Annotated in this window: 17 protein-coding genes; 12 read left to right on the top strand and 5 right to left on the bottom strand. The window is 50.3% G+C overall.

Annotated features, from left to right (window positions below; all coding sequences use genetic code 11):
* The first annotated feature begins 16 nt into the window (after positions 1 to 16).
* The 6 genes from hemE (at position 17) to ACO9K6_RS06745 (ending at position 6,677) form a co-directional block, all read left to right on the top strand.
* Entirely contained in the window at positions 17 to 1,087 is a 1,071-nt protein-coding gene (gene hemE, locus ACO9K6_RS06770) for a uroporphyrinogen decarboxylase (protein WP_424766779.1), read from the top strand.
* On the top strand, positions 1,080 to 2,033 hold the full coding sequence (gene hemH / locus ACO9K6_RS06765; RefSeq protein ID WP_424766778.1) for a ferrochelatase: 954 nt from the start codon (positions 1,080 to 1,082) through the stop codon (positions 2,031 to 2,033). Before hemE ends, hemH begins: the two co-directional genes overlap by 8 nt.
* Positions 2,030 to 3,544, top strand: coding sequence for a protoporphyrinogen oxidase (hemG, locus tag ACO9K6_RS06760; RefSeq protein ID WP_424766777.1), 1,515 nt, complete (start codon positions 2,030 to 2,032; stop codon positions 3,542 to 3,544). Before hemH ends, hemG begins: the two co-directional genes overlap by 4 nt.
* Positions 3,545 to 3,627: 83 nt before the next feature.
* Positions 3,628 to 4,947: a CapA family protein gene (locus ACO9K6_RS06755; protein WP_424766776.1), complete on the top strand. Its 1,320-nt coding sequence runs from the start codon at positions 3,628 to 3,630 to the stop codon at positions 4,945 to 4,947.
* 30 nt (positions 4,948 to 4,977) lie between these two features.
* Complete coding sequence (locus tag ACO9K6_RS06750) at positions 4,978 to 5,718, top strand: glycerophosphodiester phosphodiesterase (RefSeq protein WP_424766775.1); 741 nt, start codon at positions 4,978 to 4,980, stop codon at positions 5,716 to 5,718.
* 92 nt (positions 5,719 to 5,810) lie between these two features.
* The gene (locus tag ACO9K6_RS06745) at positions 5,811 to 6,677 is read left to right on the top strand and encodes a DUF92 domain-containing protein (protein WP_424766774.1); all 867 of its coding nucleotides are present in this window, start codon (positions 5,811 to 5,813) and stop codon (positions 6,675 to 6,677) included.
* A gap of 67 nt (positions 6,678 to 6,744) precedes the next feature.
* Here ACO9K6_RS06745 and pepF read toward each other — a convergent pair whose 3' ends face one another.
* The 3 genes from pepF to ACO9K6_RS06730 all read right to left on the bottom strand — a co-directional run bounded on the left by pepF (position 6,745) and on the right by ACO9K6_RS06730 (position 9,279).
* Positions 6,745 to 8,535, bottom strand: coding sequence for an oligoendopeptidase F (gene pepF / locus ACO9K6_RS06740; RefSeq protein ID WP_424766913.1), 1,791 nt, complete (start codon positions 8,533 to 8,535; stop codon positions 6,745 to 6,747).
* Positions 8,536 to 8,729: 194 nt separating this feature from the next.
* A complete protein-coding gene (locus tag ACO9K6_RS06735) occupies positions 8,730 to 8,912 on the bottom strand; it encodes a hypothetical protein (RefSeq protein WP_424766773.1) in 183 nt (60 codons plus the stop codon).
* A 133-nt stretch (positions 8,913 to 9,045) separates the two neighbouring features.
* Positions 9,046 to 9,279 (bottom strand): hypothetical protein, encoded by a 234-nt coding sequence (locus ACO9K6_RS06730; RefSeq protein ID WP_424766772.1) that lies wholly within the window; start codon positions 9,277 to 9,279, stop codon positions 9,046 to 9,048.
* 143 nt (positions 9,280 to 9,422) lie between these two features.
* Here ACO9K6_RS06730 and ACO9K6_RS06725 point away from each other — a divergent pair, with 143 nt between their 5' ends.
* Positions 9,423 to 10,124, top strand: coding sequence for a class I SAM-dependent methyltransferase (locus ACO9K6_RS06725; RefSeq protein WP_424766771.1), 702 nt, complete (start codon positions 9,423 to 9,425; stop codon positions 10,122 to 10,124).
* Positions 10,125 to 10,203: 79 nt separating this feature from the next.
* A complete protein-coding gene (locus ACO9K6_RS06720) occupies positions 10,204 to 10,401 on the top strand; it encodes a cold shock domain-containing protein (protein WP_424766770.1) in 198 nt (65 codons plus the stop codon).
* Positions 10,402 to 10,552: 151 nt separating this feature from the next.
* On the opposite strand, the gene ACO9K6_RS06715 is transcribed toward ACO9K6_RS06720, so the two are convergent.
* Positions 10,553 to 11,740 carry an MFS transporter gene (locus ACO9K6_RS06715; RefSeq protein WP_424766769.1) on the bottom strand — a complete coding sequence of 396 codons (1,188 nt, stop codon included), beginning with the start codon at positions 11,738 to 11,740 and terminating at the stop codon, positions 10,553 to 10,555.
* A gap of 144 nt (positions 11,741 to 11,884) precedes the next feature.
* Here ACO9K6_RS06715 and ACO9K6_RS06710 point away from each other — a divergent pair, with 144 nt between their 5' ends.
* The 4 genes from ACO9K6_RS06710 to ACO9K6_RS06695 all read left to right on the top strand — a co-directional run bounded on the left by ACO9K6_RS06710 (position 11,885) and on the right by ACO9K6_RS06695 (position 14,538).
* Complete coding sequence (locus tag ACO9K6_RS06710) at positions 11,885 to 12,202, top strand: hypothetical protein (protein WP_424766768.1); 318 nt, start codon at positions 11,885 to 11,887, stop codon at positions 12,200 to 12,202.
* 79 nt (positions 12,203 to 12,281) lie between these two features.
* Complete coding sequence (locus tag ACO9K6_RS06705; RefSeq protein ID WP_424766912.1) at positions 12,282 to 13,310, top strand: tetraprenyl-beta-curcumene synthase family protein; 1,029 nt, start codon at positions 12,282 to 12,284, stop codon at positions 13,308 to 13,310.
* A gap of 29 nt (positions 13,311 to 13,339) precedes the next feature.
* The gene (pfkA, locus tag ACO9K6_RS06700; protein ID WP_424766767.1) at positions 13,340 to 14,308 is read left to right on the top strand and encodes a 6-phosphofructokinase; all 969 of its coding nucleotides are present in this window, start codon (positions 13,340 to 13,342) and stop codon (positions 14,306 to 14,308) included.
* A gap of 20 nt (positions 14,309 to 14,328) precedes the next feature.
* Positions 14,329 to 14,538, top strand: coding sequence for a DUF3906 family protein (locus ACO9K6_RS06695; RefSeq protein WP_424766766.1), 210 nt, complete (start codon positions 14,329 to 14,331; stop codon positions 14,536 to 14,538).
* An 87-nt stretch (positions 14,539 to 14,625) separates the two neighbouring features.
* Here ACO9K6_RS06695 and ACO9K6_RS06690 read toward each other — a convergent pair whose 3' ends face one another.
* Positions 14,626 to 15,822: a putative glycoside hydrolase gene (locus ACO9K6_RS06690; protein ID WP_424766765.1), complete on the bottom strand. Its 1,197-nt coding sequence runs from the start codon at positions 15,820 to 15,822 to the stop codon at positions 14,626 to 14,628.
* Positions 15,823 to 15,952: the final 130 nt, after the last annotated feature.

Genomic DNA, 15,952 nt, shown 5'->3' with positions numbered 1-15,952 from the left:
GAAATGGGGAACGGGAATGTCTTATAACGACCGTTTCATACGGGCTTGCCAGAAGGAACAGCTAGATCAGATACCTGTATGGTACATGCGACAGGCAGGACGGTACGACCCTGATTATCGCAAAATAAAAGAAAAATACTCCTTGCTTGAAATATGCAAGCAGCCGGAGCTTGCGGCAGAGGTTACGATGATGCCGGTTCGCAAGCTAGGCGTTGATGCTGCTATTTTGTACTCGGATATTATGAATCCGGTCGCTTCGATCGGAATCGATTTCGACATCGTCGCTAACATTGGGCCTGTCATTCATAATCCTATTCGAGATGCGGCTGATGTGGAGCGCCTGAAGCCGATTGACGTAGAAGGCGATCTCAGTCATGTGCTTGAGACCATCCGCATACTGGATCGCGAGCTGGAGGTTCCTCTCATTACATTCGCTGGCGCGCCCTTTACGATTGCCAGCTATTTAATTGAAGGACGACCATCCAAAAACTATTTGCGGACGAAAGAAATGATGTACAGCGAGCCAAAGCTATGGCATGAGCTAATGCGCAAGCTGGGCGACATGGTGGTCACTTATTTGCGCGCGCATATTGCGGCAGGCGGCAAAGCGTTTCAGCTGTTCGACAGCTGGGTAGGCGCATTGACGCCGGCCGATTTCCGTCAATTTGTATTGCCGACGATCGAACGCATTTTCTCAGAGCTGTCAGATCTGCCGCAGCCCAAAATATATTTTCCAGGTGTAAGCTCGGGAGAACTGCTGCCAGAGCTGCACAGCGTAAAAGCAGACGTAATTGGACTCGATTGGCGCGTGTCGATTGCTGAGGGCAGACGGAGACTGGGCGGCGGATTTGCGGTGCAGGGAAATCTGGACCCGACTATTCTTACTGCTCCGATCAGTGTTATAGAATCGTATGCTAAGGATATTATTGATAGCGGAATTGACGAGCCGGGCTTTATATTTAATCTGGGTCATGGATTATTCCCTGAAGCATCATTAGAGAAGCTGACGGAGCTTACCGCTTTCGTACATTCGTATTCAGCGAAGGCGATCGCCGAGCGCGGCTGGAAGGAGGCAAGTCATGTCTGAGCATCATGAGAAAATAATCGGCGTACTGGTCATGTCTTATGGAACGCCGGAGTCTATGGACGATGTCGAAGCTTATTACACTCATATTCGTCGCGGAAATGCGCCGACGCCTGAGCTCCTTGCAGAGCTAAAGGGGCGGTATGAGGCGATCGTAGGCGGCGTTTTCCCGTTAAGAGAGAATACGGATGGACAGGTAGCCGGCTTGCAGGATAAGCTGGAGCAGCTTGCACCGGGCCAGTTTGTTTGTTATCAGGGCTTGAAGCATGCGAGGCCTTATATAGAAGACGGTGTAGAGGCGATGGCGCAGGATGGCATTACGCAGGCTGTCGGCATCGTGCTTGCGCCGCACTTTTCAACGATGAGCGTGGGCAGCTATATCAAGCGCGCGCAGGAGAAAGCGGCAGAGCTTGGCATTGAAATGTCATTTGTAAAACAGTACCATCTGCATCCTAAGCTGCTTAAGGCGTTGACTGACCGTGTGCAGGATGGCCTGAACCGGTTGGCTGCGGCTACAGACGGCGAAGAAAGAGTAAAGGTGCTCTTCAGCGCCCACAGTCTTCCGGTTAAGATTCGTGAGGTTGGCGATCCGTATGAGCAGCAGCTGTTGGAAACATCGGCTGCGGTCGCGAAGGCCGCTAATGTGAAGGATTGGCAGTTTACCTGGCAAAGCGCTGGACGGACGAGAGAGCCTTGGCTCGGCCCGGACATTCTGGAGACGCTGCCGATGCTTGCGGAGGAAGGTGTCAAGGGGGTGCTGGTTGCGCCTGTTGGATTTGTGTCCGATCATTTGGAGGTGCTGTATGACCTCGATATCGAAGCGCAGGCAGCAGCGAAACAGCTTGATATGACACTGGATCGCATTGCGATGCTTAATCGCGATCCATTATATATGGAAGCACTGGCGGAATCGGTCATGGAGGCCTGGGAAGGCCAAGGGAAGGAATGAATGAGATGCGGAGAATCGGTAAGCCTGATCGAATTGTCATTATTGGCGGGGGGATCAGCGGACTGAGCTCCGCTTTTTATTTGCAGCGGGAAGCGGAGCGGCAGGGCAAGGAGCTTGAAATGACCATCATTGACGGCGCTCCTGCCTTTGGCGGAAAAATTAATACGCTGCATCGCGATGGCTTCGTCATCGAGAAGGGGCCGGATTCGTTTCTGGCGCGTAAGCTGGCTATCATTGACTTGGCGTCGGAGCTGGGTCTGGAAGACGACTTAACGCCGACGAATCCGGCTGCAAAGAAAACATATATTTTGCATCAGCGGAAGCTTCATCCGATGCCTCCGGGCTTGGTGCTGGGCATCCCGACCGAGATCGCTCCTTTCATGAAGACGAGCCTGTTATCTTGGGGCGGCAAGCTGCGGGCGCTGCTTGATTTGGTATTGCCTTCGCGCAAGGGGCAGGAGGATGAGTCGTTAGGCGGCTTTCTCGAACGTCGGGTCGGGACGACTGTGATGAGACGGATAGCAGAGCCGCTGCTTGCCGGCATTTATGCGGGGGATTTGAAGAAACTGAGCCTGCAGGCGACTTTTCCGCACTTTGCGGCTGCTGAGCGAAAGCACGGCAGCCTTATCCGCGGCATGCAGCATAACCGCAAGGCGAGCGCGGCAGCAGGCTCGCTGCCGGCAGTTGCGAAAGGCGGTACCTTTCTTACGTTTAAGGGCGGTCTGTCGACGCTGGTGAACGCGCTCGATGAAGCTTTGAGCGGAGTTGACCGACGTCTCGGCACAAAGGTTACAGCGATTCACCGAACCGCCGTTTCTGGCAGCGAAGCCCGGAACGAACAGCAACGAGCATTGGCTGAAGGCGCGGTTGAGGAAAGGAATTGCGGAGAAGAAAACGCGCGTTATGAAGTCGTGCTTGAGAGCGGCGAAAGGCTTCTCGCTGATCGGATTGTGATGACGGCGCCGGCCTATAATGCCGCTGATTTGCTTGAGCCGCTAGCGGATTGCCAAGAGCTGCGTGCCATTAACTATGTATCTGTCGCTAATGTAGTCTTGGCGTTTGACAAGGCGACGTTCGGGCTTGATTTTGACGGGTCGGGCTTTGTCGTTCCGCGCTCGGAAGGGCTGCATATTACGGCCTGCACCTGGACCTCAAGCAAATGGCTGCACGCGAGTCCAGCTGATAAGGTGCTGCTGCGCTGTTATGTCGGCCGTTCGGGCGACGAAGAAAGCGTAAGCTTGCCGGATGAAGAGCTCATTAAAGCGGTTCGCAGAGATATCCAGGAAACGATGGGAATTACAGCAGAGCCGCTGTTTGCCGAAATTACAAGATTGCATCGGTCAATGCCGCAATATCCGGTCGGGCATGTCGAGAATATGAAGAGGCTTAGGGCCAGGTTTGCTCAGCAGCTGCCAGGTGTTTGGATTACGGGCGCGGCATTTGACGGCGTAGGACTTCCAGATTGCATAAGGCAAGGCAAGGAAGCAGCCCAGGCGCTTATGAAGGATTAGAATGTATAAATGTTTGCCTCTCACAGTGAAAACATTGCTATAATGGAAGAATCTTAATTCTATCAATAGAGGAGCAATCTTCCATGTACGCATCACGGTCCGAGTCTCATCAGCAAGATAAGCAGAAGCGAAAAAGACGGCTTAGACGGCTGGTTGTCATTAACCTTTCGCTGTTAGGCGTTATAGCAGTACTGCTTGGCGGCTATCTTGCTGCAGTGAATTTTGATAAGCTTCAGAATTTTTTCAGCTTCTCTGGCGGCAGCGACCTTGAGCAGGCTGCGCCTGCTCAAGGAGATGGCGCGAATGCTGGCGCAGGAAACGAATCGAGTGCTGTTGAAGGTGCGGAATCGTTAGAGGAGGATCCCCTGGGAGCTCCGACAAACTCGACTGAGGATGCTGGCATGCCCGATGAGATGGCTGAAAATGGAGCCGCGGAGCCGGCTGCAGGGTCCGATGCCGGGGATAAAGTCAATTTGGCGTTTGTAGGTGATATTCTCGTTGGCGAATATGTCAGCGCGATCACGCAGCGAGAGGGCTATGACTTTCTATATCAGCCATCCTTGTTATATTTAAGCGAGCCAGATCTTACAGCAGGCAATTTGGAATATCCGGTGACGACCAGGGGAGTTCCGGTAGAAGGAACGCCATATGTGTTTAAGGGACTGCCGGAAACATTGCCCTCTATTCGCAATGCAGGCTTCGATGTGATGAGCCTGGCGAATAATCATGCACTTGACCAAGGCGTGGAAGGCATGCTCGATACGATGAAGCATTTGGATGAAGCAGGTATTTCACATATGGGGGCCGGCAGCAATGATACAGAAGCATTCACCCCTGTCATCAAAGAGGTGCGGGGCGTTAAGATTGCTTATATCGGCTTGAGCCGTGTAGTCCCATTCGTTTCGTGGAAAGCGGACAGGAATATAGCTGGCGTAGCTGAGACCTATGAAACAAAGCGTGCAGTTGCCGCAATTTCGAAGGCGAAGGAGCAGGCGGACATCGTTGTTGTCATGGTTCACTGGGGAGAAGAGCGGACCGATCAGCCGCTGCCGTATCAGAAGGATTTTGGCAGACAATATATTGACGCGGGCGCGGATCTTGTTATCGGCAGTCATCCCCACGTGCTGCAGGGCTTTGAGATGTATAAAGGAAAATGGATCGCATACAGTTTAGGTAACTTTATTTTCACTTCCTATCCGAAGAAAGAAGCGGGAGAGACCGGCGTGCTGGATGCATCCTGCACGAAGGACGGGGACTGCGATCTGAAGTTCCATCCGATGTTTACGGTTGAAGCGCAGCCTACCCCGATGGAAGCTGAAGCCGGCAAAGCGCTGCTGGAGCGGCTCACTTCTATCTCTTTTGACGTACAGCTTCGGGAGGATGGCGTGCTGGTTCCGAATTAAAGGTAAACGTTGTGAAAGGATGATCGCCCCATGAGAAATCCGTGCGTAGCGCACCGAGGCTGGTCAAGCCGCGCGCCGGAAAATACGATGGCGGCCATTCGGCTTGCGATCGCTGATCCGGAGATACAATGGATCGAAATCGATGTGCAGCTGTCGAAGGACCAGGTTCCTGTCGTTATTCATGATTATAACCTGCGACGGACAACAAACGGCCGAGGCGAAGTGAAGGATCGCACAGCTGCCGAGCTTGCTGCCCTCGATGCAGGCAACTGGTTCTCGCAAAAGTATCAAGGCGAGACGATACCGACGCTGGAGCAGGTTCTGCAGGAGGCTGTCGGCCACTGTAAGCTGAATATTGAGCTGAAAACAGATGGGATTCGATACCCGTCAATCGAGCAAAAGGTGACGGAGCTCATACAAACATACGACGCGGTGAAGGATGTTGTCATTACGTCTTTTCATGAAGGCGCGCTGCATCGTGTGCGGAAGCTTTCGGATCATATTCGAACGGGACTTATTATTGATGGATGGCGTAATTCGCTGCCGAAGGAGCTGCTTGAGCTCGGATCTGATTTTCTCTCCATTGGCTATTCTCGTTTGAATAAGAAACGAATGGCTATGCTGAAGAATGCCGGCATTCAAGTGATGGCCTGGACAATTAATGATACAAGAACCATACGCAAGACTGCCGCGCTTGATTCCGAGCTTTTGATTTGTACGAACTACCCGGATCGCTGGCATGAGGCTTTGCTTGCTCAGTCAAGCAGGTAAAAGAAAAGAAATATAGGATTGTAGGTGCAGCGTCCCTCGTTTGATTCATTCAGGCGCAGGGGCGCTGTTTCGATTAGGAGGCGTCTCTGCGTATGGTTGGGATCATAGAGGACTGGCTGCTTCGGCTAATTACGGGCTTGCTTGGCAGCGGCCTGATCGCTGCGGCTGCTTATCGTGCGCGCTCATTGTCGGCCTCCGGAGCATGGTCGGCGGTGGTGATGGGGACAGGCTTTGTAACTTTAGGCGAGCCCGTATGGTTTGGCGTATTGATTGCTTTTTTTGTATCCTCGACACTATGGTCGAAGTGGAAGCGAAAGCATCGCGCGAAGGCTTCGGCCGAAGCGAAATACGAGAAGACAGGGCGGCGCGATGCCGGCCAGGTCTGGGCGAATGGGGGCGCTGGTTTGCTGCTGTGCGCCGCCCATGCATTGTGGCCCGATGAGAGCTGGGTATTCGCGTACATCGGCGTGATGGCCGCCGTGAACGCGGATACGTGGGCCACCGAGATCGGGGCCCTGAGCAGGACGGTGCCGCGCTCGGTAACGAGCGGCAAGCCGGTGGCTGTTGGCACGAGTGGCGGAGTCACGCCGCTCGGCAGCGCAGCAGCGCTCGCAGGCGCCGTGTTCATCGGCGCCGCTGCAGCGCTGCTGCTGGCGGCCCCGCAGCCTGCAGAGGCTGCTGCGGGTACGCCAGGCGGCGGAGCCGCAGCGGCGGCCATCATCGCCGCCGCGGCCGCCGCCGGCCTGGCCGGTGCCTTCGCCGACTCCTTGCTCGGCGCAACCGGCCAGGCCATGTATCGCTGCCGGGTATGCGGCAGCGATACCGAGCGCGCCGCGCATTGCGGCAGCGCGGCGGAGCAGGCGCGCGGCTTCGCCTGGCTGAACAACGACAGGGTGAACCTTCTGTCGTCCATCTTCGCAGGCGCGCTAGCGCTTGGAATCGGCTATTTGCTGACATGAATGAAGCAAATAAAAGAAGACCATCAGGTTCCCTTGATGGTCTTCTTTCACATTTTCCATGCAACGATTACTTCGTCAACTGCTCCATCTGTCCAATAAGCTCCTCGAATACGCTCATCGCTTGTTCGATCGGCTCTGGTGAGGACATGTCGACGCCTGCTTTTTTCAATATATTAATCGAGAAGTCGCTGCCGCCGCTCTTCAGGAAGCCGAGGTAACGCTCAACCGCAGGCGTGCCCTCCTCCAAAATTTGCTTGGAGAAGCTTGTTGCCGCGGAGAAGCCTGTCGCATATTTGTATACATAGAAACTATTGTAGAAATGGGGGATACGCGCCCATTCCATTTCAATATCCTTGTCAACCACCATGCCTGGTCCATAGTACAGGACGTTTAAATCGTAGTAGATTTTGCTGAGCTCCTGCGGTGTAAGCGACTCACCCTGCTCGGCGCGCTCGTGTACGATTTTCTCGAACTCGGCAAACATCGTTTGACGGAACACCGTCGTCCGGAATTGATCGGCATAATACGTTAGCAGATACATTTTTTCCTTCGGATCGGTTGATTTGTCCAGCAGGTAATCCATCAGCAGCGCCTCATTCAAGGTCGACGCAACCTCCGCGAGGAAAATGGTATACTGTGCGTCGCGGTAGTTTTGTGTTGAATCCGAATAATAGGAGTGCAGCGCATGGCCCATCTCATGCGTCAGCGTGAACATGCTGTTCAAATTATCCTTATGATTTAGCAGCACATAAGGATGCGTGCCGTAAGCGCCCCAGCTGTATGCCCCGCTGCGCTTGCCTTCGTTCTCATATACGTCGATCCAGCCATTTTCGAAGCCATCCTGCAGCACACTCAAATAGTCGTCTCCGAGCGGCTTCAAGCTTTCACTGATCGTTTTCTTCGCTTCGTCATAAGTGATGTCCATTTTGAACTCGTCAACGAGCGGAGCGAACAAATCGTACATATGCAGCTCGTCAAGTCCAAGCAATTTTTTGCGGAGCTCCATGTAACGGTGCATAAGCGGAAGATGCTTATGAATCGTGTCGATCAGGTTCGTATAAACCTCCTGCGGAATGTTATCGCCGTAAAGCGACATATCCAGTGTGGAGTCATATTTGCGCGCGCGCGCGTAAAAAACATTTTTCGTTACATTCGCGTTCAGTGTGGAGGCCAGCGTGTTTTTCAGCTTGCCGTATGTATTGTACATCGCTTTGAATGCCTCACGTCGCACATCTTGATTGTGACTCTCAAGAAACTGGATGTAACTGCCATGCGTCAGCTCGACTTCCTCGCCGTCTTCATTTTTCACCTTCGGAAACTTTAAGTCCGCATTGTTCAGCATGCCGAAGATCGTGCCTGGAGCAGAGCTGATGTTGCCAACCTGGGCAAGCAGCGCTTCTTCGTTTTTCGATAAAATATGAGCTTTCTGACGACGCATTTCCTCGAGTGTATGTCGGAATTTTGCAATCGATTCGTCCTTAATGAAAGCCTCCAGCGTATCATCAGGAAGGCTTAGCACCTCAGGTGTAACGAACGAAAGTGCTTCGCCCGTTTCGACGCTAAGCTTTTTTGATTTATCGGAAAGCGCTTGATAGACAGGCTCTGCCGTATCTTCATGATGCTTCATATTCGCGTATACATACAGCCGTTCCACATGCAGAGAGAGCTCATCCTCAAGCTCGAAGCATGCCTTAAGCTGTTGAACATCCGCCAGCTTGCCTTGATAGGCTGAAGCTTTTTTTATCAACGCCTTCGCTTCCGCGAATTCCTTGTCCCATGCCGCTTGGCTTTCAAACAAATCCTCTAGCTTCCACCGGCTCTCAGGAGCGGTTTCTGAACGTTTCGGTACGTGATTCATCGAATTCCTCCTTGGTATGGATAAGGTTGGTGTTTCATGATGAGCAGTCGCTGTCACCTTCGTGGAGGAGGCAGCGGTTGGCAAGAGGCTTACAGCAAGCAGCAAGGCTAGCCATTTCATCCGATTATCACCTCGGGACACAGTTTGTAGTTATGATGCCCGATGTGTACTTGAAATATGCTTGCGATTGGCTGTTAAGCGGTGCCCATCATATAAAAGGCATAAACAATAAGAAAAAACGCAAACGCGATAAATACGATCGATAGGATCGCAAGTCCGCGGCGCAAGCCTGGCGGTATGGTGTCTTTCTTCATAATTAGAATCGCGCCAAGCGAGAAAGCGGCAATAATGAATATAATCGTTGCAGTTGCATCCATCTTGTAGAAAAGCCTCCTGAAAAAAACTTACTTGTAACAGCGGCGGAGCATATCGTTATCTATGCCAACGGGCGTAACGATATGTTCGCCGCTGACGGTAAATCTCCCTGAACGTTATCACCATGCGAATTTGTTAAACATTTTTTAATGCGGCCATAATCGCTTCTAACTCTTCCTCGCGGCCAACAAAATCGACAGCGCGGAATCGGTTTTCTGCCCAATGCATCATTTCTGGGCGGCTGACAAACGTATGGGAATCTTCGCCCCACTGGTCAGATATTTCTCTTACGATAAGTGTCTTGCCTTGTACCTCGACCGTCAGCATATTGTATTTGTCGGTTTTGTAAATCTCGTGTTTTTTGAACATAAAAAATTCACCCTTTGAATAGTTAATTATAGTATTCTTATCATCATAGCCATTATGGTGGCTGTAAGCAATACGGCAGACCAAGAAGAAGGCTTTAAGAGACGAGTTTAGTGAATCTGAGACGAGCTGAGGAGAGTGCGGGAATGAGTAAGCAGGTTTATGAACAAATCGGTGTCGCCATGACATGCAGAAGCTTTGAAGAGTATGTGCGAATGTTTGATTTGACGGAAGCGGATTTAACGGGAGGGAAGTTGCTGGATGTCGCCGGAGGAGGATCCTCCTTTACAGCGGATGCAAGCGCAAGAGGGATTGCCGCAGTTGCGGTTGATCCGCGTTATGGAGCAGGAGCGCAGCAACTAGTTGCTGAAGCGGCGAAGGAGATCGAGTCCTCTACCGCTAAATTAGCCATGCTTATGGATCGGTTCAACTGGAGCTACTATGGTTCCCTTGAAAATCATAGGCAGGGTCGCATGGCATCGCTCGACCGTTTTTCCAAACATATTTGTCATGACACGGAACAGAGCTGCTATGTCCAAGGTAAGCTTCCAGAGCTGCCTTTTGAAAATGATCAATTTTCACTTGTGCTGTGCAGCCATTTTTTGTTCTTGTATGCGAGCCAATTTGGTCCTGACTTTCATGAACAATCAGTAAAGGAGCTGATGCGGATTTGCAAGCCGGGTGGACAGATCCGCATTTATCCGCTTATTTCCTTGAGCTGGGAGCCTTATCCTGAGCTAAAGCAGCTTTTGGAGATCATTGAGGAAAACGGCGGCGTGCCTGAGCTGCTGCCATCTAACCTCCCGTTTATTCCTGGATCCAATCGATTTCTTAACATTTTGCTCTAATTGCTTTTTTAATACGAAGAGGATATAATGATACTACTCGCCGTTTAAAAACGGTGGTCATATTTAGGAGGTTGTTCAATTGAAAGGAACAGTTAAATGGTTTAATGCGGAGAAAGGCTACGGCTTTATCCAAACAGACGGCGGAGAAGACGTATTCGTACATTTCTCGGCAATTCAAGGCGATGGTTTCAAATCACTAGATGAAGGGCAAGCGGTCGAATTCGACATTACTGAGGGTAACCGCGGTGCTCAAGCGGCCAACGTCGTTAAACTATAATATAAATAGTTTGGAGGCCTTCCTGGCAACAGGAGGGCCTTTTTCTCTTTCAAGACCTAATATTATTCGTACTCCACTTATGCAAAAAAGGCTGCTTCGAGCGTGTTACTCACGCTACTGGTGCAGCCTTTTGCCAATTCTAAAGATTCGCTTACCGAACGAAGCGGCTGAAATAATAACGGACAAGAAAGGCTGCTGCAGCAACCAGGGCCAGCACGGCGCCCATATGATAGAAGGCTTGCCTTCCAAAGTTTTCATAAACGAATCCGCCGAACAGTCCACTTATGATGCCGGCCAATCCCGTCCAGACAACCGCGTATAAAGCTTGTCCTGAAGCTCTAAACTCATCGGGAATAAGATGGGAGAGGTATCGGAGCGCGGTCGAGAAATAAATCCCGAAGGAAATGCTGTGCATTGCCTGCGTAGCGATCACCCAACGCGGATCCTGTATGTCGCTAAGCAGCCAAAGCCGAACCGCATACATGACGGAAGCAATCATCAACAGCGGCAGCTCCCGAAACTTATGACCATATTTGCCAAGCAGAAATAAGATCGGTATTTCACTTAAGGCTGACACCAGCCAAGCAAGTCCGACTAATGAGTCGCTTGCGCCCATATGTCGCATGGTCACGGCCAGAAAGCCTTCATACATGCGATGGGGGATCGATATGGTGAGCAGGATCAAGAAAAACAGCAGAACATCTCGCTGTCGTATGAGCTTGAAGAAACCGGAGAAATCGATTTTGCGAATGCTGCCCTGGTAATCTCTGATTCGGGTCGTTAAGGCTAAGGTTAAGGCAATCGTTGCAAGTGCAAGTGGCAACGTCCACTTTGAGCCTATCTCTTTCAAAATAAGTCCGAATGTATAGGCGGTTACGGCAAAACCCAGCGATCCAAAAATTCGAATGAGCGCGTAAGGCGTTCCCGTATACTGGGTTGACAAGAGCAGCAGGCTGTCGCTCAACGGATTGATCGGCGTTTGAAAAAAATAAAAGCCCATCATGACAAGACAAACAAGCGCAAAATGCTCAATCGGAAACAGCAGCGAAATCATGACGAATTGGCCAAAAAGAAGAAGCATTAGCAGCTTTTTGATCGTTCTGAATTTATCGCTTGCGATCCCCATAATAATGTTGGCGAAGATGGAGATAAATGGGCCGGTCGAATAAATGATGCCGATCTGCTGCTCAGAGAACCCGCGGTCTAAGAAATATAGCGGGATAAAGGAGACGACCATTGCGGCTGTTGAATAAGCGGAAAAGCTGTAAATTCTTAAGGCCCGCGTCTCTTGACGGGCAGTTGAAGATATCCCCGTGGCGTCCGTATCGGATATATTCATCGTTGAATGTTCACTCCATCCCTATCATGAAACAATATGCAAACCAGTATAGCATGGATAGGCTTTCCTACCAATGCGATTGCATGAGATTTGAAGCTGGATTATTATGAGTCGAAATGGTACATTTAGATGTGGAGGTTTACAATGGGAGTGTATCGTTTTGAATGGAATGAGCGGCTTCGGATCCGTATTCCTGTGTTGGAGTCGGAATGGGAGCAGTATGAATTGTCCGAGCAGCTGGCAATTGTTGAGCAATGGGAGCTGGTACGCGGGTCAATACCTGATCACGTCATGGAATTTGAACAGCTTATCAACGTGAAGCAAGCACAGCTGTTTGAAGAGGACAGCTTTGAACAATCTTGTATATTAAACTATGAAATTGCCGATTATGCGAGTAGGATCAACGATTTGCTCATTTGGTACCGCATTGATCAGCAAGTGGAATCACGCCGACATTCATGAACATGATTTTGAGGAGGGATGCGCCGTGAGATTAACGACTTTATCAGGCAATAGGGTGCCGCAGGGGCCGCTGAAGCTCATGCATCGGGTCTATAAGTATGTGCTTCCCGAGGTGGGAAGGGAGCTTGAGCAGCTGCGGCGTTTCGCAGAGAAGATTCCTGATTCTGAGCTTCGTACGCAAGCGCTGAATAGTATGGACAGCAAGAGGTTTCATTGCCAGGGCGGCGGCGTGTATGCGGCGGCTAACCTGGACAGCCGACATGTCCTTATACCGCTTATTGTAGCGCTGCAGACGATTAGCGATTATTTGGATAATCTTTGTGATCGAAGCACCTCTCTGGATCCGGACGATTTTCGGTTATTGCACCAGTCGATGCTGGATGCGGTTAACCCGGACGCAGCGCTACAGGATTATTACGCGCTGCGCACGGAGCGTGACGATGGCGGGTATTTGCATCATCTTGTTCGGACCTGTCAGCTTCAGACAGCCCAGCTTCCATCCTATCGCAGTGTGCAGCCGCATGTGTCTGAGCTCGTAGGTCTTTATGGGGATTTGCAAGTGTACAAGCATATCCACAAGGATTTGCGCGAGCCCCAGCTTTTAGCTTGGTGGGAGAAGCATCGAGGAAGATATCCAAATCTGCAGTGGAATGAATTTGCTGCGGCGACAGGCTCTACCTTAGGCATGTTCATGCTTTTTCTGGCCGCAAGCGAGAACAATTTGTCTGCGCAGGATGCGGCTGCGATAAAGGATATTTATTTTCCGCACGTGTGCGGCTTGCATATTTTGCTTGATTATTTAATTGATCAAGAAGAGGATCATGCAGGCGGCGATCTGAATTTTTGTAATTATTATGATAATGAAAGTCTGCTTGTTGAGCGCATTGGCACGATTGTGAACCGCGCGAGGGAGGATGTGAAGCAGCTGCCGGCTTCACGCTTTCATCGTTTGATCATTGAAGGGCTGCTAGCCTTGTATTTGTCAGACCCGAAGGTTCGCCACCAGGCGGATGTAAGAGATATTTCGAGGAAGCTCATGAAAAATAGTCCGCTCACGCGTCTGTTTTTTCTCCTTAACAGCATCTGGATTCGCAAACAACAGGCTTAACATAATTAATCTATGTGGAGGAATGAACCATGTCTGGAGTTAAATCGATTGCCGTACTTACAAGCGGTGGAGATTCGCAAGGAATGAACGCAGCCGTACGTGCTGTTGTGAGAAGCGCTTTATTTTACGGCTTAGACGTTTACGGTGTACAAAGAGGATATCAAGGTCTTATTAATGATGATTTGAGACAAATGGATTTGCGGAGCGTTGGAGATATCATTCAGCGCGGGGGAACGATATTGCAAACGGCTCGCTGTAAGGAATTTATGACAGCAGAAGGTCAGCAGCGCGGAGCCGAGGTGCTTCGCTCGAGAGGAATTGACGGTTTAGTTGTCATAGGTGGAGACGGTTCCTACCAGGGCGCAAACAAGCTAAGCAAGCTGGGCATCAAAACAATGGGTCTCCCAGGCACAATTGATAATGATATCCCGTTCACAGATTTTACGATCGGCTTCGATACTGCAGTTAGCATTGTGGTCGATGCGATTAATAAAATTCGTGATACGATGTCCTCGCATGAGCGTTCATCCATTGTTGAGGTTATGGGCCGTCATTGCGGTGATATTGCGCTTCATGCGGGACTGGCAAGCGGCGCGGAAACGATTCTTGTACCGGAGGTTCCGTTCGAGTTGTCAGAGGTTGCAGATCGGATGAAAACGAATTTTGCGAAGGGCAAGCGACATAGTATTATCGTCGTTGCTGAAGGTGCGGGCAAAGGTGAAGAGGTCGCCCACCAAATTACGACAAGCTGTGGCATTGAGCCGCGCGTAACGGTGCTTGGACATATTCAGCGGGGCGGCACACCGACGGCAGTGGACCGCATTTTAGCCAGCCGACTCGGCGATTTCGCTGTAAGGCAGCTAATGGAAGGGAATTCTGGCAAAGCGTGCGGTGTTCACCGTGGTGAGCTCGTGTTGACGGATATCGATACTGTCGTTAATTCGAAGAAGCCTTTCGATATGAATATGTACGAATTGGCACTGCGTTTATCGCAATAGCTCAGGAAGGAATGCCGACCATGTTTCTTTACAAAATAGAAATTGAGCTTATTGATCGGATGACGTATCTCGTTTTGCTTGCGGATACCGATGAGAAAGCGATGAATGTCGTTGAAAGCCAAATTCAACGCCATTATATTAAAATGCCTGAGATTCGCTCTATTGCTCTAGTAGAGAAGAAGAGAGTAGAAAACGGCAACGGATATATTATTGAAGGAGCTCACCTTTAGGAAGATCACGGCTGAAGATTAAGGCCATATGAATGTCAAAGCAAAGAAAGTCCATCATCGCATGAGCGATGATGGACTTTCTTTGCTTTATTCCGCTGCTTTATAGTTCACATCAGGCGTATATTTGTTGCCTGCATTCCAGAGCAAATATTCAGTTATGCCAGTATCATGCAGCGCTTTAATTTGTGCTTCTACCTCGGCCTTGCCGTACTTCATGTATTGTCCTTGACCTAACCAGCTTGCAGTGAAATCTTGAATCCATGGCCGAATAATCGGCTTCAGCTCCCCGGTTGAATCAAGCTTCTTATGTGTATCGAGCATGGCCCCTTTGATTGTCTCATATGGACTGCGGTCCGGGTACTTTTGTTTAAACCAGCCTGTGCTGTAATGACTAGGGTAAACCATAGGCGAAATAACATGCACATCGTTAGAAATTTTCACAAAATCCTGACCTATTCCTTCAGCAGCAGGAACGGAAGCCGCATAGCCGAAAATATCTACCGATACGCGTACCCCAAGCGGTTCAAGCTGCTCACGTGCATATTTGACGAAGCCGGTCACCGCATCAACGCGGCTTAGTTCCGTCTTATTAAAGGTAAGTGATGCAGCCTTATTCTCGAAACCTTCAGGAAACCGCACATAATCGAATTGAATCTCCTTGAAGCCTAGCTTTGCCGCTTCCTTCGCCACTGTGAGATTGTACTCCCAAACCTCCTTGCGGTAAGGATTGACGAAGCTTTCTCCGCGCCCGTTACTCCACACGGTTCCGTCCTGGTGAAGAAAGGATAACTCCGGCTGCTTGCGGGCAAGCACGGTATCCTTGAAAACGACGATACGGGCGATCGGATAGATGTCATGCCGCTTAAGCGTATTGATTAGCTCACCGATATCACGAATAAATTTTTTTGGCGTACCAATCTCCAGCAGCTCAGGTGTTGTTGTAGGGTAAGTAATATAGCCGTTATCATCCTTAATATCAATAACCATACTGTTCAGCTCTGTATCATCAAGGAGCTTTAGCATGGTTTCCATGCGGGAGCCGCCAGCGCTGTGCGCGGTAACGTAAATGCCTTTTATCGGTGGAGTGCTTGGCTGCGGGTCTTGCTTAATATTTAGATTGACAGGTTTATCCTTGCTGATTCCATCGTTTCCAGGCTGTATGAGCGTATGACCAGCAGCGGAGTTTAAGCTGGCAACAGCAAGCTGTTTGGCAGCCGAATTTTCTTCTCCGTTGCCAGTAAGCAAGCTGTACAGCAGCAATAAAGATGAGATGATGATGTCCATTTTGCTCTCTCCCCGTTAGCTTTTCTGTTCAAATTATAAAGCAGTTGGCCTGTCTCGGTCACCAACTTTTTTGAGAAGGAACACAAAAAAACCAGCCGAGGCAGCTCGACTGGCACGTGCGTTTTTTCCA

Source organism: Paenibacillus praedii, from assembly GCF_049725345.1.
Taxonomy (GTDB): domain Bacteria; phylum Bacillota; class Bacilli; order Paenibacillales; family Paenibacillaceae; genus Pristimantibacillus.
The sequence above is the reverse complement of the archived record's forward strand: the minus strand, read 5'-3'. Positions and strand labels throughout refer to the sequence as shown.